General features: G+C 60.6%; 23 protein-coding genes. 9 read left to right on the top strand and 14 right to left on the bottom strand.

Annotation, left to right across the window (positions count from 1 at the left end; translation table 11 throughout):
• Positions 1-42 precede the first annotated feature (42 nt).
• Positions 43-918 (top strand): carboxylate/amino acid/amine transporter, encoded by an 876-nt coding sequence (locus NR164_RS10395; RefSeq protein WP_017845283.1) that lies wholly within the window; start codon positions 43-45, stop codon positions 916-918.
• 68 nt (positions 919-986) lie between these two features.
• Entirely contained in the window at positions 987-1,403 is a 417-nt protein-coding gene (locus NR164_RS10400) for an Lrp/AsnC family transcriptional regulator (RefSeq protein ID WP_017845284.1), read from the top strand.
• A gap of 37 nt (positions 1,404-1,440) precedes the next feature.
• Here NR164_RS10400 and NR164_RS10405 read toward each other — a convergent pair whose 3' ends face one another.
• From NR164_RS10405 to NR164_RS10430, 6 genes are all read right to left on the bottom strand, one after another.
• Positions 1,441-2,118: a phenylalanine--tRNA ligase beta subunit-related protein gene (locus NR164_RS10405; RefSeq protein WP_017845285.1), complete on the bottom strand. Its 678-nt coding sequence runs from the start codon at positions 2,116-2,118 to the stop codon at positions 1,441-1,443.
• Positions 2,119-2,122: 4 nt separating this feature from the next.
• On the bottom strand, positions 2,123-3,340 hold the full coding sequence (locus NR164_RS10410; protein WP_256822724.1) for an ATP-grasp domain-containing protein: 1,218 nt from the start codon (positions 3,338-3,340) through the stop codon (positions 2,123-2,125).
• Between the two features lie 11 nt (positions 3,341-3,351).
• Positions 3,352-4,533, bottom strand: a complete 1,182-nt coding sequence (locus NR164_RS10415; RefSeq protein WP_046382468.1) for a hypothetical protein — start codon at positions 4,531-4,533, stop codon at positions 3,352-3,354.
• A gap of 8 nt (positions 4,534-4,541) precedes the next feature.
• The gene (locus NR164_RS10420; RefSeq protein WP_017845288.1) at positions 4,542-4,856 is read right to left on the bottom strand and encodes a Rieske 2Fe-2S domain-containing protein; all 315 of its coding nucleotides are present in this window, start codon (positions 4,854-4,856) and stop codon (positions 4,542-4,544) included.
• A gap of 12 nt (positions 4,857-4,868) precedes the next feature.
• Positions 4,869-6,092, bottom strand: coding sequence for an iron-containing redox enzyme family protein (locus NR164_RS10425; protein WP_241561619.1), 1,224 nt, complete (start codon positions 6,090-6,092; stop codon positions 4,869-4,871).
• A gap of 440 nt (positions 6,093-6,532) precedes the next feature.
• Positions 6,533-7,822: a mechanosensitive ion channel family protein gene (locus tag NR164_RS10430; RefSeq protein WP_046382470.1), complete on the bottom strand. Its 1,290-nt coding sequence runs from the start codon at positions 7,820-7,822 to the stop codon at positions 6,533-6,535.
• A 193-nt stretch (positions 7,823-8,015) separates the two neighbouring features.
• On the opposite strand from NR164_RS10430, the gene NR164_RS10435 reads away from it, so the two are divergent.
• Together NR164_RS10435 and NR164_RS10440 are read left to right on the top strand one after the other, a co-directional pair.
• Positions 8,016-9,362: a DEAD/DEAH box helicase gene (locus NR164_RS10435; protein ID WP_017845291.1), complete on the top strand. Its 1,347-nt coding sequence runs from the start codon at positions 8,016-8,018 to the stop codon at positions 9,360-9,362.
• A gap of 213 nt (positions 9,363-9,575) precedes the next feature.
• Positions 9,576-9,965 carry a hypothetical protein gene (locus NR164_RS10440; RefSeq protein WP_046382471.1) on the top strand — a complete coding sequence of 130 codons (390 nt, stop codon included), beginning with the start codon at positions 9,576-9,578 and terminating at the stop codon, positions 9,963-9,965.
• A 32-nt stretch (positions 9,966-9,997) separates the two neighbouring features.
• Here NR164_RS10440 and NR164_RS10445 read toward each other — a convergent pair whose 3' ends face one another.
• The 3 genes from NR164_RS10445 to NR164_RS10455 form a co-directional block, all read right to left on the bottom strand.
• Positions 9,998-10,864 (bottom strand): DUF6279 family lipoprotein, encoded by an 867-nt coding sequence (locus NR164_RS10445; protein WP_256822725.1) that lies wholly within the window; start codon positions 10,862-10,864, stop codon positions 9,998-10,000.
• A gap of 66 nt (positions 10,865-10,930) precedes the next feature.
• A complete protein-coding gene (locus tag NR164_RS10450; protein WP_079444481.1) occupies positions 10,931-11,653 on the bottom strand; it encodes a TorF family putative porin in 723 nt (240 codons plus the stop codon).
• A gap of 207 nt (positions 11,654-11,860) precedes the next feature.
• Positions 11,861-12,040, bottom strand: coding sequence for a hypothetical protein (locus NR164_RS10455; RefSeq protein WP_003193095.1), 180 nt, complete (start codon positions 12,038-12,040; stop codon positions 11,861-11,863).
• A 322-nt stretch (positions 12,041-12,362) separates the two neighbouring features.
• On the opposite strand from NR164_RS10455, the gene NR164_RS10460 reads away from it, so the two are divergent.
• Both NR164_RS10460 and NR164_RS10465 read left to right on the top strand, forming a co-directional pair.
• On the top strand, positions 12,363-13,199 hold the full coding sequence (locus NR164_RS10460; protein WP_028617391.1) for a S1 RNA-binding domain-containing protein: 837 nt from the start codon (positions 12,363-12,365) through the stop codon (positions 13,197-13,199).
• A gap of 372 nt (positions 13,200-13,571) precedes the next feature.
• Positions 13,572-15,014 carry an NCS1 family nucleobase:cation symporter-1 gene (locus NR164_RS10465; RefSeq protein WP_017845296.1) on the top strand — a complete coding sequence of 481 codons (1,443 nt, stop codon included), beginning with the start codon at positions 13,572-13,574 and terminating at the stop codon, positions 15,012-15,014.
• Here the strand turns inward: NR164_RS10465 and NR164_RS10470 are convergent.
• Positions 14,926-16,143 (bottom strand): YbfB/YjiJ family MFS transporter, encoded by a 1,218-nt coding sequence (locus tag NR164_RS10470; RefSeq protein ID WP_256822726.1) that lies wholly within the window; start codon positions 16,141-16,143, stop codon positions 14,926-14,928. The genes NR164_RS10465 and NR164_RS10470 overlap by 89 nt on opposite strands.
• 105 nt (positions 16,144-16,248) lie before the next feature.
• On the opposite strand from NR164_RS10470, the gene NR164_RS10475 reads away from it, so the two are divergent.
• Positions 16,249-17,142: a LysR family transcriptional regulator gene (locus NR164_RS10475; RefSeq protein ID WP_017845298.1), complete on the top strand. Its 894-nt coding sequence runs from the start codon at positions 16,249-16,251 to the stop codon at positions 17,140-17,142.
• 139 nt (positions 17,143-17,281) lie between these two features.
• Positions 17,282-17,404, top strand: coding sequence for a PA1414 family protein (locus NR164_RS10480; RefSeq protein WP_017737772.1), 123 nt, complete (start codon positions 17,282-17,284; stop codon positions 17,402-17,404).
• A 159-nt stretch (positions 17,405-17,563) separates the two neighbouring features.
• On the opposite strand, the gene NR164_RS10485 is transcribed toward NR164_RS10480, so the two are convergent.
• From NR164_RS10485 to speB, 4 genes are read right to left on the bottom strand one after another with little or no spacing between them, the layout of a single operon-like run.
• Positions 17,564-18,946 (bottom strand): sodium:solute symporter, encoded by a 1,383-nt coding sequence (locus tag NR164_RS10485; RefSeq protein WP_046382476.1) that lies wholly within the window; start codon positions 18,944-18,946, stop codon positions 17,564-17,566.
• Between the two features lie 46 nt (positions 18,947-18,992).
• Positions 18,993-20,492, bottom strand: a complete 1,500-nt coding sequence (locus NR164_RS10490; protein WP_256822727.1) for a cytosine permease — start codon at positions 20,490-20,492, stop codon at positions 18,993-18,995.
• A gap of 21 nt (positions 20,493-20,513) precedes the next feature.
• The gene (locus NR164_RS10495; RefSeq protein WP_017845301.1) at positions 20,514-20,936 is read right to left on the bottom strand and encodes a nuclear transport factor 2 family protein; all 423 of its coding nucleotides are present in this window, start codon (positions 20,934-20,936) and stop codon (positions 20,514-20,516) included.
• A complete protein-coding gene (gene speB / locus NR164_RS10500) occupies positions 20,936-21,886 on the bottom strand; it encodes an agmatinase (RefSeq protein WP_017845302.1) in 951 nt (316 codons plus the stop codon). The genes NR164_RS10495 and speB overlap by 1 nt, the downstream gene beginning before the upstream one ends.
• Positions 21,887-22,035: 149 nt before the next feature.
• Between speB and NR164_RS10505 the strand changes: the two genes are divergently transcribed.
• Positions 22,036-22,929 (top strand): LysR family transcriptional regulator, encoded by an 894-nt coding sequence (locus NR164_RS10505; protein ID WP_017845303.1) that lies wholly within the window; start codon positions 22,036-22,038, stop codon positions 22,927-22,929.

Raw genomic sequence — 22,929 nt, forward strand, 5'->3', positions numbered from 1 at the left:
CCGAAAACCTTTAATGTCCCGCCCATTCGATACGAGGCGCGCATGGGCTACTTACTGGTTGTCACCCTGATACAGGCATTTTCCTTCAGCTTGATCGGCGAATACCTTGCCGGTCACGTCGACAGCTACTTCGCGGTGCTGGTGCGCGTGCTGCTGGCCGGGCTGGTGTTCATTCCGCTGACGCGCTGGCGCTCGGTGCAGCCGACCTTCATGCGCGGCATGCTGGTCATCGGTGCGCTGCAATTTGGCGTGACCTACGTTTGCCTGTACCTGAGCTTTCGCGTGCTCACGGTGCCCGAGGTGCTGCTGTTCACTATCCTCACGCCGCTGCATGTGACCCTGATCGAAGACGCCCTCAACCGGCGCTTCAACCCCTGGGCCCTGGTCGCCGCGCTGGTCGCGGTGGCGGGTGCGGCGGTCATCCGCTTCGATCAAGTCACCCCGCACTTCCTTGGGGGCTTCCTGCTGCTGCAACTGGCCAACTTCACCTACGCCGCCGGGCAAGTCATGTACAAGCAGTTGGTGGCGCGCTACCCCAGTGATCTGCCGCACTACCGGCGCTTCGGTTATTTCTACCTCGGTGCGCTGCTGGTGGTGTTGCCGGCATTCCTGGTGTTCGGCAAGGCTGATTTCCTCCCCGAAGCGCCGCTGCAGTGGGGCGTGCTGGTGTTCCTCGGGCTGGTCAGCACGGCCCTGGGTATGTACTGGTGGAACAAGGGCGCGTGCCTGGTCAACGGCGGAACCCTGGCGGTGATGAACAACCTGCATGTGCCGGTGGGGCTGTTATTGAACCTGTTGATCTGGAACCAGCACGAGCCGTTGGGCCGTCTGGCCCTGGGCGGTTTGGTGATTCTGGCGGCAGTGTGGATCAGTCGGTTGGGCATAAAGCCCGGGCCTGGCGTACAGTCTGCGAGGTGATAGGCCCAGGGCAGGCGTGAGCGGGAATGAAAGTCTGTTATAGAAGAGAAAAGTGTGGGGGCGGCAGAGTGGACAAGGTTGACGAACAGATCATTGCTGCCTTGAAGGACGACTCCCGGGTCAGCCTGGCGCAGCTGGCGCGACAAGTTCACAAGTCGCGAACCGCCGTGGAATCGCGGGTTCAGAAACTGATCGAGAAGGGCATTATCCTCGGCTTCACCATCAACGTCGCCGCCGATGAAGAAGCCCAGCAATCGGCGTTTTTGATGCTCACGCTCAATGGCAGCAACTGCCACCTGGTGTTTCCGAAGATCTACCAGTTCCGTGAAGTGGTTCAGGCTTATTCGCTGTTCGGCGACGTCGACATGATGCTCGAGGTCAAATACCGCAACTTTGAAGAGCTGATGGTGTTCAAGGACAACCTGCTGAAGATCGAGCATGTGCGCGAGGTGGTGGTCAACCCGGTGCTCAAGGCCTGGCGGTAGCCGCTGCTGTTCTGGCAGCGGCTATGCGGTTCCAGCCTCAGGCGTGATCGTGTACGGTCTCGAGAAAGTGGTGACTCAAGGCCGGCATTCGCTGGCGCAGGGTGTCGACGAACTCTTCGATGACGGCCTGGTTGAAGGCCAACGGCGTATCGTCGTGCCCCAGCACCACCACCAGCAGGCTCGACGAGTCCTTCGTCAGCCTGAAGTCATGGGCGTCGGCGTCGACCTTGCCGATGCTCGCCAGGGGCACGTCACCGCAGGTATAGACGATATCGCCCGCTGGAATCGTAATCTCCTTCTTGGCGAACAGCGGGCGGAAAGCCCTGGGCGCCTCCGAGCGCATGACGTAGATGTCATCCCGCCGATGGTAGGTGTGTACGCCGATGCTGACCCCATGCCGGATCGCCACGGCGTTATAGGCATCGACGATGTTGTTGATGGGGTATACGCCCTTGGCGATGAAGCGCCGCAACAGTTTCTCGTTGGCGCTCACCGTGTTTTCGTAGCCGAGCTTCTTGAGTTGCTTGGCAAAGCCTTCGTAAATGACGTTGGAGTCCAGCTCGTTGAGGTGGGACGCAACGTGATTCAGGTTGCTTTGCAGGACACTGACGAAGCTCTGGTCGTCCGACACGGTAATGTCTTCGATAACCGCCGCGCACGCGTTGTTGATGCCCAGATCACTGGCTGACTTTCGGATGATCAAACGACTTTTCATGGTCTTAACACCACAGCTGTTTACGTAGATTGGCGCTGCTGATGTCCAGTTGCGGCGCCGAGAGGTGTTGCAGCCAGAACAGCCCCGGGCAGGTGGCGAAGTCGATCGTGACCGGCGTGGTGTCGCCCGGGCGGATGAAGTAGCGGTGGCCGCAATAGGCCTCGTCCTCCATTACGCTCTGCAGGGCCTGCGGCGAGGGCGCGGCGAAGGTGCGTTGTTCGTCGGAGCAGAAGAACCCGATCCGACCGTGGCTGATCTGGCTGACCGCATCGGCGCGCGGGCGTGGGCGGCCGAGGTAGCTGTCGATGGCCAGCGAGAGCAAATCCGGGTGATACACCTGTTGAAACAGCAGCGGTGCGATGCCGCCATGCAAGCGGCCGCCGGCTTCAATCATCATCGGGCCGTGGGCAGACCAGATGATCTCCATATGAATCGGGCCGACCTCGATGCTCAGCGCCGCGGCCGCCTGACGGGCATAGTCGGTCAGTGGTTGCAGGTCTTCGGCGCGGGGGTCGAGGGTGTCCAGGCTTTCGTAGACAAACATGCTGCCGTTTCTCTGGACCTTGGTGTACCTGCACACCGAGGCAATGATGTACACGCCGTCAAAGGCGACCATATCCACCACATATTCCGGGCCCGACACGAACGGCTGCACGATGAAACCGAGGTTGATTTCCCCCAGGTCGTTTTTGCGCTGCCAGGCCGCAGCGTCCAAGGCGCTCTTGACGCCGGCCCGGCCTTGGGCAAACACCACGCCTTCGGTGGCGGCGGAATTGAGCGGCTTGACCACGTAGGTGGTCTTGTCGTCCAGCGTGGCAACCACCTCTGCAATGCGCGTCGGCGAGCTCAGCAGTTGTGATTCGATGTTCGCCAGCCCGTGTTTTTTCAGGGCGTGCTGCATGGAGAACTTGTTGCGACGCAGGTCGCTGGTGACGCGGCTGTTGCCGGGAACGCGCAGGACTTCGGTGAGGTAGTCGGTCAGGTAGATCGCGGTTTCGCAACCGGCGATCACGGCGCTCAGTGACAGCGGTTCGAGGATCTCCAGCAAACCCTCTTCCCAGTGGTAGACCGCCTCGAAGTTTTCCCTGATCAGGTCATCGGTGAAATGCGCGGGCAAGCTGTCGGTGGAAATCACGGCAAAGCACCTCACGCCCTGAGCCTTGAGCAAGGGCGCGTAGAGTTTACCTGTGGAGAACGGGTCAACGATCAGTACGGTTTCCAAAGCAGGTACTCCTATTTTGTGGTGGCGGTGGCCGCGACGGCAGGGGTGAGGTTCCACGCCAGTACGGCAGCGGCCAACAGCGCGGCGGAGACGATCATCAGCACGCGCGCACCTTCGAGGCCGAGGAAGCTTGTGGTGGTGAAGAACGTCAGGATCATCGGCGCCGAGCCACTGACCAGCAGGTAGTAGAGCGAGCTTTTGGCGGCGATCACGTCGGCGATCCGTGCGTTGGGCGCCGACTCGATCAGGGTTTTACGCAATTGGATGCGCAGGCTGTTGATGCAGAAACCCAGCAGGAAAGCGGCGGCCATCATCACGTAGAGGTTATGGAAATAGACGATTGCCACGTCGGCCAGGATCACCAGCAGGATCGCGCTGTAGCTGTTGAGCTTGATCCGTGGCAGCACCGCGGCACTGAACGCACCGAGGCCCGCCAGGCCGCTGGCGACGCCAAACAGGGTGGCGTTCCATTCGTTGAGCTTCTGGAACACGATCGGCACCAGGCTGTTGAAGGCGCCGATATGGAAGCCGATCATGCTCAACACGATGATCAGGATGTACAGGTTGCGCGGCAACTGTAGAGACTGCGCCGTGTGGGTGTCGGCGACTTGCTCGGTGGCGTCGGCGGTGGGCGTGGCCGCGACAAAAAGAATCGCCGCCAACGACAGGATCGCCCCCAGGCTGATGATCTGCAGGGTCTGGTTGACCGTGAACACATCCACAATCACCCCGCCCAGCAGCGCACCGCCAAAGGCCCCGATCTGGATGGAGGTTTGCATCAAGCGCGCCGAGGTGTCGCTGTTGGTCAGCCCGGCCAGCACCAGCTTGGTGTTTTTCGATTCCAGGGTACTGATGGTGAAGTAGTCGGTGACTCCCACCACGAAGGCAATCGCCAGGAAACCGATCGGCAACAGCGCCGCGTCGGTAAACGACAGCCCCAGCACGGCGGCGAACGCGGTCAGGCGAATGTACAACAGCCGTTTCATGCTCAGTTCAATGGTGAAGAACCGGCCGATGTACTGCTCGCACAGATACGGCACCACGGTCGCCACGCATAAGGTGGCGCCCACCAGGAAGGTCGAGCCGGTGGTCTCCAGGCCGAACCAGACCATGGCAATCACAATCGCCATGTCCAGGCCGGTGAAGAGGGTCACGATCGAATAAAACGCAGCAAGGGTCGATTTATTATTCATGGGCACCATCAGTCGTAACGAGAGAGTTTAAGGAGAGGCACGCACCGCTCGGTGTCACCAATGACGGTGCTGATCTGGTTTCTGACGCGAACGGTGGGCAGCGACTTCTTTTCCAGGTTGCAGACCTTGTAGGCGTTGTCGTGCCAGGGGCAGATCACGCTTTGCCCGTCACCCGTCACTTCTCCCATGTGCAGCGGGCCGCCGCGATGGGGGCAGGCGGTCGGCAGCAGTTGAGTCGAATGTGCATGGCGCTTGAGAAAGTAGGTTTTCCCTTCCACCGCCACATAGTGGGTGTGGCTGAGGTTCAGGCTGATGGCTTTCATGGGGCGGCGTCCTCAAATGGCCGTGACGGTGTAAGTGCAGGACGGGCTGACGACGCGGGTGCCATGCAGCATGCCCTTGGGAATCACCACGCCTTCCCCGGCCTTGAGGCGCACGCTCAGTTCGGGGCTGGCGACGAAATCCAGCTCGCCGGACTCGACCCAGAACAGCTCGTCGTTGGGGTGGGTATGCAGCACCGAAAGCTCGTGTTCAGGCTCGGTGATCGTCAGGTCCACTGGCTTGCGGCCTTGGAGGGCGCTGGCTTGGGCACGGTGTTCGTCCAACTCGTCATGCCACTTGATATGGGCATACAGCTCTTCGTCGGCGATGTCCTGCAGTAAGCGGAACTCCTCGAAACCGCGGATAAGGTCGGGGATGATCGCGTTGCCGAACTGCTTGATCATCGGCAGGATCAGGCGTTGCAGGGCCATTCTTCCGTGATGCACATCGATGTGTGAGTGCTCGTCGAAGTATTCGGTGGAGACGGTGCCGTTGAAGATGGTCTTGATGGCGCGCGACTGATGCTGGGTGGTCAGGGCCAGCGTGGCTTCGGTGTAGTACATGGCGCCGATATAGCGGAACAGCTCGCCATGGTTGGCCGACACGTAGTGGAAGTAGTTGGTGAGCGACAGCGAGGCCGGGGTATAGAACTGCCAGTAGTGATGCACGTGATGGGACATGTCCATGTCTTTGAGCATGTCTTCAAAAATGGTGCTGTGCTTTTTCTTGTCGATGCCGTAGCCGTATTCGTCGATCAGGATCTTGAACAGCTCGCTGGTGTACACGCCGCTGTTGCCCAGCACATTGCGCGCCATGGCCGAGGCTTCACTGAGGAAGTCGCCGGCGCATTGCGTCATGAAGAACCGCGCGGCACGTTCGGGATGGCGGCTGGCGGTCAGGACCTCATGGAGTTTTGAATCGGAGCGGGCCACATCGTCCAAGACCTTGTCGGTGTGGGCGACAAAGGCGTCCAGGCACCAGGGGCCGTTGATGTGCACCTCTTCCTTGAGCCAGTTGTAGAGGTAGTGCTCCAATAACGGACGAATCTTTTTACCCGACGCGGCATGCAATGGGTCATAAAATTCCTTGAATACCTTGAGATCCAGCGCCATGGGCGGCTTGGGTAAAAAGACCAAGTCTTGCTCATAGATATTCAATAATAAACGTTGCGCCAAAAGATGCTGGCTGTGTGAGAGTTGCTCGCTTGTCAGGCAACTGCTGATAATCGAATCGGTCACGTCCTGCGGCCTTGAAGGCCGCTGGTAGGGGCTGTCGGTATAAAAGTCGCGAGGTTGAGAAAAGGCAGTTGCACCGCAGTAATGAGTCAATGCTTCCGCATCCGAACTTAATACAAAGTGTGCCGCATCATCTGAAAGCTTAGTTGTCCATAACATAAGTAACGCCTTCTCACAGAGTTGTTCGATGGCCAGATGCTATAGCTTTGGTTTTTCTAAAAACAGATTAAAAACCGGGTGCCTGAATAGTGAAATTCACTAAACGTATAGGTAGAGTTTTCTTAGTTGCGGCGTCGGTTTGATTTTGCCGCGTGCGGCAACTAGACATGTTCCTCGGTTATTTACCGAGTTGGCCTGGCCTGTAGCGCAAGGCCTGATTGGGCGCGGGGGCGCGTGGTGATTCGACCGGCGAGGGGCACGCGAGCCCCGCGCCGTCTGCCTTGTCAGCGCTCCAGCGCTTGGGCGGTCGTGGTGTTCTGCGTCATTGCGAACAGCCCGCTGCGCAGGTCCGTGCCGCTCGGCTGTTGATACAGGCTCAAGCCGAATTCCGGCAGCACCGCCAGCAGGTAGTCGAAGATATCCCCTTGAATCCGCTCGTAATCCGACCACGCCGTGGTGCGGGTGAAGCAGTAGATTTCCAGCGGCACGCCCTGGGCGGTGGTTTGCATCTGACGCACCATGCAGGTCATGTTCGGCTGGATGTCCGGGTGGCTTTTCAGGTAAGCCAGGGCATACGCGCGGAAGGTGCCGAGGTTGGTCATGCGCCGGCGGTTGGCCGACAACTGCGCGCTTTGGCCCTGGGCTTCGTTCCAGGCCTTGAGTTCGGCCTGCTTGCGGCTGATGTAGTCGGTGAGCAGGTGGACCTGGGTCATGCGGACTTCTTCATCGTCGCGCAGGAAGCGCACGGCGCTGGCATCGATAAACAGGCTGCGCTTGATCCGACGCCCGCCTGACGCCTGCATGCCGCGCCAGTTCTTGAACGACTCGGACATCAGGCGCCAGGTCGGAATCGAGACGATAGTCTTGTCGAAATTCTGCACCTTGACCGTGTGCAAGGTGATGTCCACCACGTCACCGTCCGCGCCGACCTGGGGCATTTCGATCCAGTCGCCGACCCGCAGCATGTCGTTGCTGGTCAACTGCACGCTGGCGACGAACGACAGCAAGGTGTCCTTGTAGACCAACAAGATAACCGCCGACATCGCACCCAGGCCGGACAGCAGCAACAGCGGCGAGCGGTCGATCAGGGTGGCGACGATGATGATCGCGCCAAACACGAACAGAATCATCTTCGCCAACTGCACATAGCCCTTGATCGAGCGGGTACGTGCATGTTCGGTGCGCGCATAGATGTCCAGCAGGGCGTTGAGCAGCGCACTGATGGCCAGCACCACGAACAGGATGGTGAACGCCAACGCCACGTTGCCGATGAACAGCGTTGCGGTCTTGCTCAGGTCCGGCACCAGGTGCAGGCCGAACTGGATCACCAGCGACGGCGTCATCTGCGCCAGGCGGTGGAAGACTTTGTTGTGGCGCAGGTCGTTGAGCCAGTGCAGGGCCGGTTGCCGGCCGAGCAATTTGACTGCATGCAGGATGAGGTAACGCGCCACCCGTCCGAGCAACAGCGCCACCACCAACAACACCAGCAAGCCCAGGCTGGAATGCAGCAGCGGGTGTTCATCGAGGGCATTCCAAAGGTCTTTGACGTTGAGCCAGAGCTGTTTGATATCCATGGGTGAAACCGATTCTTCTGTAAGACAAGACCGGTCGATTAGAGCATTTAAGTACAGCTACATTGGCGTTACAGACAAACGCCTTAACAAAAAAGCAGCTGATTAGCCCTGTTCGCGTAAAGAAACTCGGTTTGGACGCTCGAAACCGTTACCCTATGCAGCTGATATTTTGTATTTCTTCGAGGTAGCACCCGTGTTTTCCCAATTCGCCCTGCACGAACGCCTGCTCAAAGCCGTGGCCGAGCTTAAATTTGTCGAGCCTACGCCTGTGCAGGCAGCGGCCATCCCGCTCGCGCTCGAAGGGCGTGACCTGCGGGTGACGGCTCAAACCGGGAGTGGCAAGACGGCCGCTTTCGTCCTGCCTATTCTTAACCGCCTGATCGGCCCGGCCAAAGTCCGCGTCAGCATCAAGACCCTGATCCTGCTGCCGACCCGCGAGCTGGCCCAGCAGACCCTGAAAGAAGTCGAACGTTTCTCGCAGTTCACCTTCATCAAGTCCGGCCTGATCACCGGTGGCGAAGACTTCAAGGTCCAGGCCGCCATGCTGCGCAAGGTCCCGGACATCCTCATCGGCACCCCGGGCCGCATGATCGAGCAACTCAACGCCGGCAACCTCGACCTCAAGGAAGTCGAAGTGCTGGTGCTCGACGAAGCCGACCGCATGCTCGACATGGGCTTTGCCGATGACGTGCAGCGCCTGGTGGCCGAGTGCGTGAATCGTCAGCAGACCATGCTGTTCTCCGCCACCACCGGCGGTTCGACCCTGCGCGACATGGTTGCCAAGGTCCTGAACAACCCCGAGCACCTGCAGGTCAACAATGTCAGCGACCTGAACGCGACCACGCGCCAGCAGATCATCACCGCTGACCATAACGTCCACAAAGAACAGATCCTCAACTGGCTGTTGGCCAACGAGACCTATCAGAAGGCCATCGTGTTCACCAACACCCGCGCTGCGGCTGATCGCATCTATGGCCGCCTGGTGGCGCAGGATTACAAAGCGTTCGTCCTGCACGGCGAGAAAGACCAGAAGGACCGCAAGCTGGCGATCGACCGCCTCAAGCAAGGCGGGGTGAAGATCCTGGTCGCCACCGACGTCGCCGCGCGCGGCCTGGACGTCGACGGCCTGGACATGGTCATCAACTTCGACATGCCCCGCAGCGGCGACGAATACGTCCACCGTATCGGTCGCACCGGGCGTGCTGGCAACGATGGCCTGGCGATCTCACTGATCTGCCACGGCGACTGGAACCTGATGTCGAGCATCGAGCGCTATCTCAAGCAGTCGTTCGAGCGCCGCACCATCAAGGAAGTCAAAGGCACCTACACCGGGCCGAAGAAGGTCAAGGCTTCGGGCAAGGCCGTAGGCGTGAAGAAGAAAAAAGTCGACGGCAAGGGTGACAAGAAGAAGGCCGGTGCCAAGTCGCCGACCAAGCGCAAGATCGCCAACCGGCCGAAGACCGACAACCTGTCGTTGGTCAGCAAGGACGGCATGGCGCCGCTCAAGCGCCGCAAGCCAGAAGCACCGGCTGCCGAATAAGGCTGGGCCGCGATAAAAAAACCGGACGCTGTCCGGTTTTTTTTGCCTGCTGTTTTTTGCCTTGGCCGCAGCTTCTTTCTGCCCAGTTGAGGCGGCGAACGTCTGGAAAGTACACAGAAGTGACGTCTGTCCATTCGGCTGAACGGCCGCTGACGAGACGTGTCCCAACTCTGAACGGGCTGCTTTTCCTTTTGGCCCGCAGGAGGAATCAGGATGACGACTTACAACTGGGATCTGATCGAACGGCTGTTGCATGAAGTGCAGAATGGCGAGGGCAGCTTTGCCCCGCGTAAGTACGCCGAGCAGGAGGCCGCCGAGAAGGTCATGGCGGGCGAGTCCACCGGCAATCTGGATGTGTTGAAAAAAACCGCTGCGGATTACGAGGCGCTGTTGCTCAAGCGCGGGTTTATCGAGTCGCGGCCCGAGGACGAGGGTGGTAATGGTGAGAACTTTATCCTGACGCCACGAGGAGCCCAATTGCTGGCGTTGATCGACAGCTCGATACCGGGCCACGCTCACCCGCGTCAGGTGCTCGATGAGCAGGCGGATGCGCTGGAACCGGCGACGTTCGACGACGTGGCGTCCAAGGCGGCGATTGCCTGAAGGGCCTGTGGGCGCGATGTTGCTCCCACGTTCTAGTCTGCGGCGGCGTTGAGGCATTTGAGCGCCTTGAAATCGCTGCGCACGCCCGCGATTTTGTGCGTCAATTTCTGGCGTTGTTGTACGCTGCTTTGCGCCATTAGATCCACGATCAGGCTGCGCGCGGCTGTTTCCGTCTGGGCATCGGCCTGTCGATATTCCGGGGTCCATGCGCGTTCGCGGTCCACCAACAATTGTTGCATTTTCTGCGCAAAGTCAGGGTCGTGGCGTTGTTGCACAGCGTCGATGAACTGCGCCTGCCAGCGGGCGCGGTTGCCGATCCACTGTTGGTTCTGGTCACCCAGCTCCGCAGACCAGGCCGCCACCCGTTGCTGCTGGCTGGCGCTGAGCGGCCCGATCCACGCATCGAGGCGCTTGCTCATGCGCTCGGCACGCGCCTGGATCTGTCGCGGCAGGGGCGGTTTCAGGTATTCGTCCTGGCGCTTGCGCAGGTCTTTGGCCAGGGCGTCGTTCATGTCCTTGACCTGCTGGTCGTCCAGCCCGCGCAGCAAGTGGACCGCCGACGGTGTGATCGCGCGCGCGATCTCGCCCACCGCCTGTTTGGCTTCGTCGGTACGGCTCTGCAAGGCGTTGTCGCTGACCTGATGGTTGTCGACCATCTGTTGCAGGCGGTCGAGCCAGTCTAGATAACCCGGTAACTGCGTGGTGCAATGCCAGGCCAGGTGTTGCTGGAGGGTGTCGTTGAACCAGCGTTTCTGCCCGGCGTTCATGTCCAGGTAGTCACTGAGGGTCCACGGGATGATCACGTCGAGATTGCGGTAGGCCAAACCCACGCGGTTGCAGCCGCCAAGCACCAGGCTCAGGATCACGAATGGCAGCAGAAAGTTGAGCCGGCTCAGCATGGGCGGGTCCTTGCGCAGAGGGGGTTAATGCATGTGAACCCGCGCTGGGTGCGACAGTTCAGCCCTTCAATAAAACGTCCGCGCTGCCTTCAAGGTCAACAGCCCATCGCATTGCGAATTGTGTCCCGAGTAGGCCGAGCAGTCGCCGCCGTTGAGGCTGGAGTCGCTGTAGATCAGGTCAAGGTCAACGCCCATCCACGCCCGTGAAAATTGCACCGACCAGTCACTGAAACTGCGGATCGAACCGCCGTCCACCGAGACCGGGCTGCCCAGTTGATGCGTGGTGTACTTCATGCTGACGCCGATGCCGAACGGCTGTGTGCCGCCAAGGTCGGCGAACAGGGTGCTGTCCTGGCGGTCGGGGTCGTTGCTGAAGGACGCGCCGAAGCGATTGCCCAGCAGGTTCAGGCCGCCATAGAACTCCTGGCTGTCAAGGGGGCTGAGCGAGGGATAGCTGTAGTGGATCAACCCCACTTCGTAGCCGAGCGTCTGGTCGAAGGGGTGTTTGAACCCCATGTACGAGTCGATTTCAAGGTTGCTCGCCGAAGACAGGCCCATGTTCGGTGAGAACTGGCCGATGTACAGGCCGCTGTCGTGGCTCAGGTCGAGGCCGCCGTGGAAGGCGTCGCTGCCCGGCGATGTTGGCTTGACCAGGCCCTGGGCCATGCTGCGGCTGGGCGTGGTGCCCAGTTTCAGATCGAAGTCGCCCAATTCGCGCTGGAAAATCTGCGCTTCGGCCAAAGGGCTGGCGGCGAGGGCGGCGAGCAGGAAAATACAGGTTTTGAGCATGCTTCACTCCATGAAAAGCGAGGAGCAGTAACGGAAGGTATCAGGCAGATGCCCGTGCTAGACGTGTGCAAGCATACCGGCGAATGCCAGACGGTGAGGTCCGTTGGTCGATTTTGTGTCGCGGGAGAAGCAATGGGGTGTTTCGGGCTCTAGTCCTAGCGCCTTGTTGGCAAGACGCTTAGGGACCAGGTGTGTTGCGCGGTCAGCTTACTTCTTGCCCAGGCTGATCTGCTTGGACGGGCCGAAAGTCTGGCCGCTGACGCCCTTGGCAATCTGCTGGATTTCGCCACCGGACTTGAGGAACGCAGCGATCTGGCTGTTGATCGACTCGCTGGTTTCGACGGCGGGAGCTGGCTTTGCTTTGCTGTTGGATGCTTTTACGCGCATGGCGGCCACTAACCTGTAGAAAATTAACTTGGCCAGGCATCGTACAGGAAATGCTTGACAATTGCTTGGTAAATATCCCCTTGTATTTGGTGCGCTGGCTGAAATCGGCAAAGTTCGTCGTCGAAATAAGCCTCTAACTTACTGTTTTAACTCGAAACCACGCGGTCTGTCGGGCGCCGCCGGCGCGGCGGAATTCAGCCGATTGATCAGACGAGCGGGGCGGTGCCGGTAGAATGCCATGCGAACCCGCGAATTTTCAGGCGTGCGCGCGTGCCGGACGCAACTCGGGTAGAATGCCGCCCACGCAATGAGGGTATTGGAAATGGCTTTAGTCGGGCGCTACAACAGCTTGCAAGTGGTTAAACACACTAACTTTGGTTTGTACCTGGATGGTGCGCAAGACGGTGAAATCCTCTTGCCTAATCGGTATATCCCCAAAGATATTCCCAGTGAAGATGAAGACTGGCTTAACGTATTCATTTATCTGGACAGCGATGACAAACTTATCGCCACCACTGAAAAACCAAAAGTTCAAGTTGGCGAATTTGCCAGTTTGAAAGTTGTGGAAGTCAACAGCATCGGTGTCTTCCTCGATTGGGGCTTGCCCAAGGATCTGTTGCTGCCGTATTCGGAAGAAAAGCGTCAATTGACCGCTGGCGAATATTGCGTGGTGCATGTCTATCTCGATAAACACACCAAGCGCATCACCGCCACCGCGCGCCTTGACCGCTACCTGGACAAGACGCCCGCCAACTACCAGGTTGGCCAGGAAGTCGACCTGCTGGTGGCCGAGGCCACGGACATGGGCTTCAAGGCGATCATCAACAACAAGCACTGGGGCCTGATCCACAAGAACGAAGTGTTCAAGTTCCTGCGTCCGGGCAAGGAAGAGAAGGGCTTTATCAAGGAAATCCGCGCCGACGGCAATATCAGCCTGAGCCTGCAACCGGTCGGCCAGGAAGCGGCTTCCAGCCTCAACTCGAAGATCCTCGCCAAGTTGCGCGAAAACAACGGCAGCCTGCCGGTCAGCGATAAAAGCGACCCGGCGGTGATCAGCAACTTGTTCGGCGTCAGCAAAGGCAACTTCAAGAAGGCCATTGGTGCGCTCTACAAGCAGGGCCAGATTGTGATTCATGCCGACCGCATTGAACTGAGCTGAGTGCGGTTTGCTCTTCTGTAGGAGCGAATCGCTCCTACAGAGGCTGTGCCGATGCCCCGTAAATCCTTGTTCCGTCGGCCTACGGCGCAGATGACCTGAGCAACTTGGTCACATTCCTCAGCGCCGCTTGCTGCGCAGTCAGGCACCTGTGTGCACAACGGGTGTGCAAGTGATTGTGTACAGGATTAAGGCGTGCACCGTTGCTGAGCGGTATACACCGATCTAACTCTCGATACATCCTTTGGCACCCCGCCCCGTGGGGATTGTGTGCCATTGGCACGCATTCTGCTGACTCTTTCGTATACAAACCGCGCCGCCTTCCGTATGCATCCCGTTACGGCAGCGCAGGCGGGTATTTCGAGGAGCCAAGCGATGACCGAACAATTGCCCAAAGGCTACAGCCCGCGCCTGTACAACCAGGACCTGGGCCCACTGCCGCAGAAGTGGACCTGGTACAACATCTTTGCCTTCTGGATGAGCGACGTACACAGCGTCGGCGGCTATGTCTTCGCCGCCAGCCTGTTCGCCCTCGGGCTGGCCAGTTGGCAGGTGCTGATTGCGTTGCTCGCGGGCATTTGCATCGTGCAATTGATCGCTAACCTGGTGGCCAGGCCGAGCCAGCAAGCGGCTGTACCGTACCCGGTGATCTGCCGACTGGCGTTTGGTGTGTTCGGTGCGAATATTCCGGCGGTGATACGCGGCTTGATCGCGGTGGCGTGGTACGGGATTCAGACGTATCTGGCGTCGAGTGCGCTGATCATCGTGGTGCTGCGCTTTTTCCCACAGATGGCCGTGTATGCAGAGCCGCACTTCGCTGGCCTGTCCTACCTGGGCTGGTTTGGTTTCCTCAGCTTGTGGGTGGTGCAGGCGGCCGTATTCTGGGCGGGCATGGAGTCTATCCGGCGCTTTATCGACTGGGCCGGGCCGGTGGTCTACGCGGTGATGTTCGCCCTGGCCGGCTGGATCGTGTGGAAGGCGGGCTGGGCGAATATCAGCTTTACCCTGGCGGAAAAGTCCTTGTCGGGCTGGCAGGCTTTCGGCCAGGTGATTGTGGCGACGGCGTTGGTGGTGTCGTACTTTTCCGGGCCGACGCTGAACTTCGGCGATTTCAGCCGCTACTGCCGCAGCATGCAGGATGTGCGTCGCGGTAATTTCTGGGGTCTGCCGGTGAATTTCCTGGCGTTCTCCCTGGTGACCGTGGTGATCGTCTCGGGCACCTTGCCGGTATTCGGTGAAATGCTCCACGACCCGATCGCCACCGTGTCGCGTATCGACAACAGCATGGCCGTGTTGCTGGGCGCCTTTGCCTTTGTCACGGCCACGATCGGCATCAATATCGTCGCCAACTTCGTGTCCCCGGCGTTCGACTTCGCCAACGTTGCGCCGAGCAAAATCAGCTGGCGCGCCGGCGGCATGATTGCAGCGGTGGCTTCAGTCTTTATCACCCCGTGGAACCTGTTCAACAACCCGCTGATGATCCACTACACCCTGGACATCCTCGCCGCGTTTATCGGGCCGTTGTTCGGGATTTTGCTGGTGGACTTCTACCTGATCAAAAAACAGCAGATCGACGTGGATGCGCTGTTCGATGACAGCCCGAGCGGGCGTTATTACTTCGACGGCGGCGTGAACTGGACGGCGGTCAAGGCTCTGTTGCCGGCGACGCTGGTGGGTGTCGCGATCACGTTCACCCCGGCCTTGCAGGGCATGGCCAACTTCGCCTGGTTCACCGGTTGTTTCCTGGGTGGGCTGTTTTTCCTGGTGCTCGCTCGGCGCGAACAGGCTCGCGTGCCAACGCCGCTGATGGCTGGCTGACTGCCGCGGCCGGGCGCAGCAACAGCGCGCCGGCCAATAACAACCCGCAACCGGCGATCACCAGCGCCGGTTGCAGGCCGCCGCTCAGGTGGCTGCTTATCGACGCGAGCAATGGGCCGCTCAGTTGTCCGATGGCAAAGCTCGCGGTCAGCACCCCAGTGCTGCGCTGGTAGCCGTGGGGCGCCACCTCGCGCAAGCGTGCCATCACCAACTGCATACACGCCAGAAACGGTGCGCCGCAGAGCAATACGCCCAGCGCCAGGCCCCAGCCGTTGCCGAGCAAGCAGGTAAATACGCCCGCCGCTTGCAACCATAAGGTTGTCATCAGCCAGCGGCGGGTTGTGTTCGCGGCCTTGCGGCGCAGGCTCGCCACGACCACCCCGAGCGCAGCCGCCAGGCCAAAGCATGGCCAGAACAGGTCTGCCTGCCAGGCGCCCTTGAACTGCGCGCTGGCCATCTGGGACAGAAAGGTCGCCGGGATGATGTAGCCGAGGCCGTAGAGGAAATAAACCCAACCCAGGTGCGCGATGCTCGCATTGCTGCTCGCGTCGCTGACGGGCGTGTCAGTGACGCTCGGTTGAGGCAGGAAAGGCAGGATCGCCAGCAGCATCAGCAGCGCCACCCCGCCGTAGACCAGCCACAGTGTTGCGGAGCTTTGTCCCAGCAGGTTCGAACCCAGCGCGAGCAGGCCGGTCAACAGAATCCCCAGGCCCGGCCCGGCAAACACCAGGGCGCCCAAGCGCGGCCGCCCGGCGGCAATCGCCAGCGGTTGGCTGAGGCTGGTGATCATCACCAGCGCCCAGGCGCTGGCCACGCCGGTGCCGAAGCGCAACAGCAGGTGCGGCCAGAACCCATGGGCCCAGTACGACGCCAGGGTCAGCAGCACGCACAACCACAACCCGCCGTACAAACGACCGCGTACAGGGTGATGGCTGCGCGCGAAAATCGAATCCACCGCGCCGACGAAGTAACCCAGGTAGTTGGCGGCGGCGATCAGCCCGGCACCGGTCAGATCAATCTGCCCCTCGCTGAGCAGATGTGGCATCTGCGGGGTGAGGGCGAAGCGGCCAATGCCCATGGCCATCATCAGGGCGATAAAGCTGGCGAGGAGGCGAGTCAACGGCGACATGTGCAAGGTTTCCTGCGGGAAAGCGAATGACATGCAGGCTAAGGCGGATTGACTTTCTGTAAAAATGAATAATAGTGAGCAACTTGTTCAGTTTTGGAGAAAGGTATGGAGTTCAGTCAATTGCGCATTTTCCAGGCCGTGGCGGAAGAGGGCTCCATCACCCGCGCTGCCGAGCGCTTGCACCGCGTGCCATCGAACCTGTCGACCCGGCTCAGGCAGATGGAGGAGCAACTGGGCGTCGAGTTGTTCGTTCGTGAACGTCAACGCCTGCAACTTTCCCCTGCGGGCAAAGTGTTGCTGGACTACAGCACCCGTCTGCTGGCGCTGCACGACGAAGCCCACGGTGCCGTGCAAGGCGGGCAACCGGCCGGTGACTTTGTGCTGGGCAGCATGTACAGCACCGCCGCGATTCACTTACCGAAACTGTTGGCGCGCTATCACAAGGCGTATCCGATGGTGAATCTGCAGGTGCAATCGGCGCCCAGCGGCGAGCTGCTCGAAGGCTTGATCACCGGGCGTCTCGACGCGGCGCTGGTCGACGGCCCGCTGACTATCGCGTCCCTGGACGGTGTGCCCTTGTGCGACGAAAAGCTGATGCTGATTTGCGAAGCCGACCACCCGCCAGTACTCGGTCCCCAGGATGTTGCCGGCCGTGCGGTGTTCACCTTCCGACGCAGTTGTTCCTATCGCCGACGTTTGGAGACGTGGTTTTCCCACGAGCACGTGGCGATGGGTCGTGCCATTGAGATCGAGTCTTATCAAGGCATGCTCGCCTGCGTGATCGCCGGTTCCGGCGTGGCCTTGATGTCCGAATCCATGCTCGACAGCCTGCCAGGCAAGGACAGCGTGTCCGTTCATCCCCTATCTGAGCCTTTTGCCACTGCGACCACCTGGCTGATGTGGCGAAAGGGTATGCTCGGCGCTAATCTCAACGCATGGATCGAACTGCAGCGCGAAGGCCAGGCAGGGTTCCTGCAAGATAGCCGGGCGATCGCCTGACCGATCTGTCGTATTTGCATGAATTTGGTAATAGTTCGTTGTGGTTTCGTTCATGCAATGTGTAGGAGTTAGGGCTACTATTTGTAGGAAGAGGCGAAAGAATTTCCGCCGACCCGCACTACCCTCAAAGGGGGCAATCATGAAAGAGAAAATCCAAACCTGGCTCCACGACCTTGGCGTTGCGCTGGGCCTGATCGAGCCCCCGCTGCAGCCGGTGCCCATTCGCACGGATGATGAGCAGCGTCGTCCACGTCGGCGTTGAACCGCAGTCGTCGGAACACCGCAGAATCTGTGTAGGAACGGGCTTGTGTGGGAGCAAGCAAACCCGCCCTCGCGATGCGTGGTACGCCACGCAAAAAAAAACGAGTGCGACATCCGACGTCGCACCCGCTGAAGAAAACCTGATTTCCCGCGTGCTTGTTCAGGCGGCCCGCGCCGGTTCCGTTTCAGGTCGGCGCGACAACAGGCTCACCCCGACAAAACTCACCAACGCCACCGCCAGGCTGTAGTAGATCGGCGTGTTCGCGTCCAAGCCATCCTTGAACATGAACACCAACGCCATCACGAAGCCCAGGGTCATGGACGTAATCGCCCCCGAAGTTGTCGCGCGCTTCCAGAAGATCGCCCCGATCAGCGGGATCAGCATGCCGCCCACCAACAGGTTGTAAGCCAGGGTCAGGGCACTGATCACATCGTTCACCACCAGCGCGATGCCCAGCACCGCGATACCGGTCAGCAGGGTGAACAGACGGTTGATGTTCAGGCTCGACTGCTTGCCGCCGCGCAAACGTGGCAGCAGGTCCTCGGTCAACACGGTGGACGCCGCCAGCAAGCCGGCGCTGGCCGTCGACATCATCGCCGCCAACGCCGCCGCAATCACCAACCCACGAATGCCATCGGGCAGCGACACTTTGACGATCGCGGCGAACGCGTTGTTGACGTTATCCAGATCGGGAATCAGCACATGGGCCGCCATGCCGATCAACGCACAGGCCAGGCCGTAGAGAATGCAGTAGAAACCGGCGAAAGTGCCTGCATACTGGGCAACCTTTTCGTCACGGGCGGTGAACACCCGTTGCCAGATGTCCTGGCCGATCAGGATGCCGAAAAAGTAGATCATGAAGTAGGTGATGATCGTGTCCCAGCCGATCGCGGTGAAGCTGAAGTTCGACGCCGGCAGCTTGGCCACCAGTTCGTCCCAGCCGCCGACGCGGTACAGGCAGATCGGCAGCAGGATAAACATCAGGCCGACGGTCTTGATCACGAACTGCACGATGTCGGTCAAGGTCAGCGACCACATGCCGCCGATGGTCGAGTACATCACCACCACGCCACCGCCGAGCAGCACCGAAATCCAGAAGGGCAGGCCGAACAGCACCTGCAGCACGGTGCCGATGGCCAGGATCGAGGTCACGCCGATCATCAGTGCGTAGGCCAGCATGATCACCGCGCTCGCCTGGCGGGCCATGGGGTTGTAGCGTTTTTCCAGGACCTGGGTGACGGTGAAGATTTTCAGCTTGAGCAACGGCTTGGCCAGGAACAGGTTCAGCGCGATGATCCCCATGCCCAGCGCGGCGCACAGCCAGAAGCCGGAGATGCCGTGGACATACCCCAGGCGCACGGTGCCGACGGTGGACGCGCCGCCCAATACCGTGGCGGCCATGGTGCCCATGTACAGCGACGGGCCGAGATTGCGCCCGGCGACCAGGTAGTCTTCGTGGGTCTTGGCGCGGCGCATGCCGTAATAGCCGAGCACGAGCATGCCGGCGGCGTAGATGAGTACGACGAATAAATCCAAAGCCATGACGGCGGGTCTCCGATTATCTTTTTTATGGAAATCAGGCGGCTTTTTACAGCGCCGGTTCAGCGCGCACGTCCGTGCGTTCGCTGCGTGGATCGGTAGGGCCGTACACGGCAGCCGGTTCCGGGAACAGGCGCAGCAAGCTCAGGTACACCACCGAGGCCAGCCCCAATGTCACCGGCAGGCTGATATCGATGCCCTCGGCGAGGTTGCCCAATGGCCCGACAAACTGCCCCGGCAGGTTGACGAAGCACAGCCCCACCAACGCGCTCGGAATCCAGGCCCCCAGGCCGCGCCAGTTCCAGCCGTGGCTGAACCAGTAGCGCCCGCCGCGTTCGCCGCGGGTAAATACCTGCAGGTCGTCCGGGCAGTAGAAGCCGCGACGCACGATCAGACCGATGATCATCATCACCATCCACGGGGTGGTGCAGGTGATGATCAGCACCGCGAAGGTCGACACGCTCTGCACCAGGTTGGCGGCGAAACGTCCGATAAAGATGAAGGCGATAGACATCACCCCGATCAGCAGCGTGGCCTTGACCCGCGACAGCAGGCGCGGGAACACGCTGGACATGTCCAACCCCGTGCCATACAGCGACGTGGTGCCGGTGGACATGCCGCCGATCACCGCGATCAGGCACACCGGTAGGAAGAACCAGCTCGGCGCCACCGCCAGCAGACCGCCGACGTAGTTGTTGGCCGCGATGTAGTCCGGTGCCCTGACCGCGACGATGGTCGCGGTGGCCAAGCCGAACAGGAACGGGATCAAGGTGGCGATCTGTGCCGCGACCACCGCCAGCATGACGCGAATTTTCGGCGTTTCACGCGGGATGTAGCGCGACCAGTCACCGAGGAACGCGCCGAAGGAGATCGGGTTGCTCATGGCCACCAGCGCCGCACCGATAAACGCGGCCCAGAAACCGCTCTGGCCGAGGGCCACGCTGCCGGCGAAGTGGCTGTCGAAGGTCGGCGCGAACGCGAAGATCCCCAGCAGAAACAGCAGGCTCGCCGCCCACACCGCGATGCGGTTGACCCACAGCATGAAGCGAAAGCCGTAGATACAGACCGTCAGCACCAGGATGGCAAACACGCCGTAGGCCAGGCCCAGGGTCAGGTCGGTTTCCGGCAGGCCGATCAGCCGCTTCGCACCGCCGACCAGCGCATCGCCCGAACTCCACACCGACAGTGAGAAGAAGGCAATCGCCGTCAGCAATGACAGAAACGAGCCGACGATCCGCCCGTGGACACCGAAGTGCGCCCCGGACGACACAGCATTGTTGGTGCCATTGATCGGCCCGAACAGGCCCATGGGCGCCAGGATCAGCGCACCCACCAGCACGCCCAGCACAATCGCCCAGACACCGGCCTGGAACGACAGGCCGAACAGCACCGGAAAGGCACCCAACACCGCTGTGGCAAAGGTATTGGCACCGCCGAAGATCAGGCGAAACAGATCCTTGGGCCCGGCGGTACGTTCATGGTCCGGGATCTGTTCGACCCCGTTGGTTTCTATCTTGCGAATACTGTTTTCGTTGTTTTTATTATTCATGATCAGCTCCGATCACATTGGCTAAGGGGGCGGCAGCCCTTCCGACATAGCGGACAAATGTTCGTGACAGGCCAGCCACAGGCCTTGTTTTTGTTGTACGTCCAACCCTTGCCGTCTGAAGACAATGGTCTCGCGTTCCTGGCTATTGAATTGCTCCCCGTTCATGCGCAGCTCGGTGGCCACGTCATGCATAAAAATCGCCACATCACCCTGCAGGCTGACGACGGCGTTGCTCGAGACGCAGGACAGCACCTCAAACCCCTCGTCCCGGCGCCAGCTGTCCCACAATGCCTGGTAGGCATCGCGACTGAGCAGCGGCTGGGGCAGGGTGTAGAACACGAAGCTGGCATCGGCGCTGAACGCGCCGAAGTAAGCCTCGCGGTCGTTGCGTGCGAAGGCCGACACTAGGTCGGCCGCCGCTTTCAACACCTCATGGGTGCTCATCAGCGGTGCGCCACGCCGGGCAGTACGCAGAGCATTTCGTACAGCAGGTTGGCGCCCAGCAACGAGGTGTTGCCGGTGGTGTCGTAAGGCGGCGAAACTTCTACCAGATCGCAACCAATCAGGTCGAGGCCCTGGCAGCCACGGATGATTTCGATCGCCTGGATAGTGGTCAGCCCGCCGATTTCCGGGGTGCCGGTGCCGGGCGCCCAGGCCGGGTCGATGCCGTCGATGTCAAAGCTCAGGTATACCGGGCCGCCACCGACTTTTTCGCGCACTTCGGCCATCAACGGCGCGAGGGAGTGGTGCCAGCATTCTTCGGCCTGCACCACGCGAAAGCCTTGCTTGCGGCTCCAGTTGAAGTCTTCGGCGGTGTAGCCCTGGGCGCGCAGGCCGATCTGTACCACGCGGTCGCAATCGAGCAGGCCTTCTTCCACTGCGCGGCGGAAGGTGGTGCCGTGGGCGATCTTCTCGCCGAACATGTGGTCGTTGACGTCGGCATGGGCATCGATGTGGACCAGCCCGACCTTGCCGTGTTTTTTGTGGATCGCCCGCAGGATCGGCAGGGTGATGGTGTGGTCGCCGCCCAGGGTCATGGGGATGACGTTGTGTTCGAGGATCTCGTCGTAGGCTTCTTCAATGATCCGCACGGCGTCGAGCAGGTTGAAGGTGTTGATCGCCACGTCGCCGATATCGGCCACCGACAGCGAATCGAACGGCGCGGCACCGGTGGCCATGTTGTACGGGCGGATCATCACCGATTCGGCGCGGATTTCCCGGGGGCCGAAGCGGGTGCCGGCGCGCAGCGAGGTGCCGATGTCCAGCGGCACGCCGATAAAGGCCGCATCCAGGCCCTTGGCCGATTGCAAATGGGGAAGACGCATCATGGTGGCGATGCCGGCGAAGCGCGGCATTTCGTTGCCGCCCAGTGGTTGGTGGAAAATCTTGTCCACGGGATTGCCTCATCGTGTTGTGTTTATTAGCGGCCGATTCTGCGAAAAGCCCGGAGTGGGAAGAATCGGCAGAGGCAAATACTTAGTTCAGATTTTTCTAAACTAATGCCGGCAGGTAGACTACTGCGATCACCTCCCCGGAGCCGACCATGGCCAACGCCTTGCCTGACCTGAAACTCCTGCGCATCTTCGTCAGCGTCGTGCGCCACCAGGGGTTCGCCAATGCACAGCACGAGCTCAACCTGTCGACCTCGGCGATCAGCACCTATATGAGCCAGCTCGAATCGGCGTTGGGCCTGGTGCTGTGCCACCGTGGCCGGGGCGGGTTCAGCCTGACCAGCAAGGGCGAGTTGTTCCATCAGGAGACTCTGCGGCTACTGGGCGAACTGGAAGGTTTCGAGCAATACGCCGCCGCGCTCAAAGGCGAGCTGCGCGGCACACTCAAGCTCGGCGTGCTCGACTCCACCGTCAGCGACAAGGCCCTGCCGTTCGCCGAGGTGATCGGCGCCTACAGCCTGGAACACCCGGCGGTGCACCTGCATTTGTCGGTGCTGAGCCCTTACGAACTGCAACTGGGTGTGCAGGACAACCGCCTGGACCTGGCCATCGGCGCGTTCTCCAACCGCATGAGCGGGCTGATCTACATGCCGCTGTACCGTGAACAACACTGGTTGTATTGCAGCACCCGGCACCCGCTGTTCAATGAGCGGCGCATCCCCGAACAGGTGATCACCCAGCAGCGCATGGTCGGGCGCGGCTACTGGAGCCAGGCGGAACTGGCGCGCCACGGCTTCAAGCACAGCGCCGCCACCGTGGAAAGTATGGAGGCGCAACTGATCCTGGTGCTGTCCGGCGCCTACATCGGCTACCTGCCCGAACACTACGCCCAGGCCTGGGCCGACAAGGGCGACCTGCGCGTGCTGCTGCCGGCGACCTTCGGCTACCAGGCGCCGTTCTCGATGATCATGCGCCGTGGCCGTAGCCGCGAGCCGCTGATCCAGACGTTTCGCGACTTGCTCAAAACCCAGCTCAACCAGGCCTGA

The sequence above is a fragment of the Pseudomonas sp. Pse79 genome (genome assembly GCF_024519615.1).
Lineage (GTDB): Bacteria > Pseudomonadota > Gammaproteobacteria > Pseudomonadales > Pseudomonadaceae > Aquipseudomonas > Aquipseudomonas veronii.

Coding starts and splice junctions, on each gene's coding strand:
- NR164_RS10485 (WP_046382476.1), bottom strand. CDS start 18,946: ATGGCTTTGGATTTATTCGTCGTACTCATCTACGCCGCCGGCATGCTC.
- NR164_RS10480 (WP_017737772.1), top strand. CDS start 17,282: ATGAAAGAGAAAATCCAAACCTGGCTCCACGACCTTGGCGTTGCGCTG.
- NR164_RS10405 (WP_017845285.1), bottom strand. CDS start 2,118: ATGAAAAGTCGTTTGATCATCCGAAAGTCAGCCAGTGATCTGGGCATC.
- NR164_RS10450 (WP_079444481.1), bottom strand. CDS start 11,653: ATGCTCAAAACCTGTATTTTCCTGCTCGCCGCCCTCGCCGCCAGCCCT.
- NR164_RS10420 (WP_017845288.1), bottom strand. CDS start 4,856: ATGAAAGCCATCAGCCTGAACCTCAGCCACACCCACTATGTGGCGGTG.
- NR164_RS10490 (WP_256822727.1), bottom strand. CDS start 20,492: ATGAATAATAAAAACAACGAAAACAGTATTCGCAAGATAGAAACCAAC.
- NR164_RS10505 (WP_017845303.1), top strand. CDS start 22,036: ATGGCCAACGCCTTGCCTGACCTGAAACTCCTGCGCATCTTCGTCAGC.
- NR164_RS10455 (WP_003193095.1), bottom strand. CDS start 12,040: ATGCGCGTAAAAGCATCCAACAGCAAAGCAAAGCCAGCTCCCGCCGTC.
- NR164_RS10460 (WP_028617391.1), top strand. CDS start 12,363: ATGGCTTTAGTCGGGCGCTACAACAGCTTGCAAGTGGTTAAACACACT.
- NR164_RS10415 (WP_046382468.1), bottom strand. CDS start 4,533: ATGAATAATAAATCGACCCTTGCTGCGTTTTATTCGATCGTGACCCTC.
- NR164_RS10470 (WP_256822726.1), bottom strand. CDS start 16,143: ATGTCGCCGTTGACTCGCCTCCTCGCCAGCTTTATCGCCCTGATGATG.
- NR164_RS10445 (WP_256822725.1), bottom strand. CDS start 10,864: ATGCTGAGCCGGCTCAACTTTCTGCTGCCATTCGTGATCCTGAGCCTG.
- NR164_RS10465 (WP_017845296.1), top strand. CDS start 13,572: ATGACCGAACAATTGCCCAAAGGCTACAGCCCGCGCCTGTACAACCAG.
- NR164_RS10395 (WP_017845283.1), top strand. CDS start 43: ATGGGCTACTTACTGGTTGTCACCCTGATACAGGCATTTTCCTTCAGC.
- NR164_RS10475 (WP_017845298.1), top strand. CDS start 16,249: ATGGAGTTCAGTCAATTGCGCATTTTCCAGGCCGTGGCGGAAGAGGGC.
- NR164_RS10440 (WP_046382471.1), top strand. CDS start 9,576: ATGACGACTTACAACTGGGATCTGATCGAACGGCTGTTGCATGAAGTG.
- NR164_RS10430 (WP_046382470.1), bottom strand. CDS start 7,822: ATGGATATCAAACAGCTCTGGCTCAACGTCAAAGACCTTTGGAATGCC.
- NR164_RS10495 (WP_017845301.1), bottom strand. CDS start 20,936: ATGAGCACCCATGAGGTGTTGAAAGCGGCGGCCGACCTAGTGTCGGCC.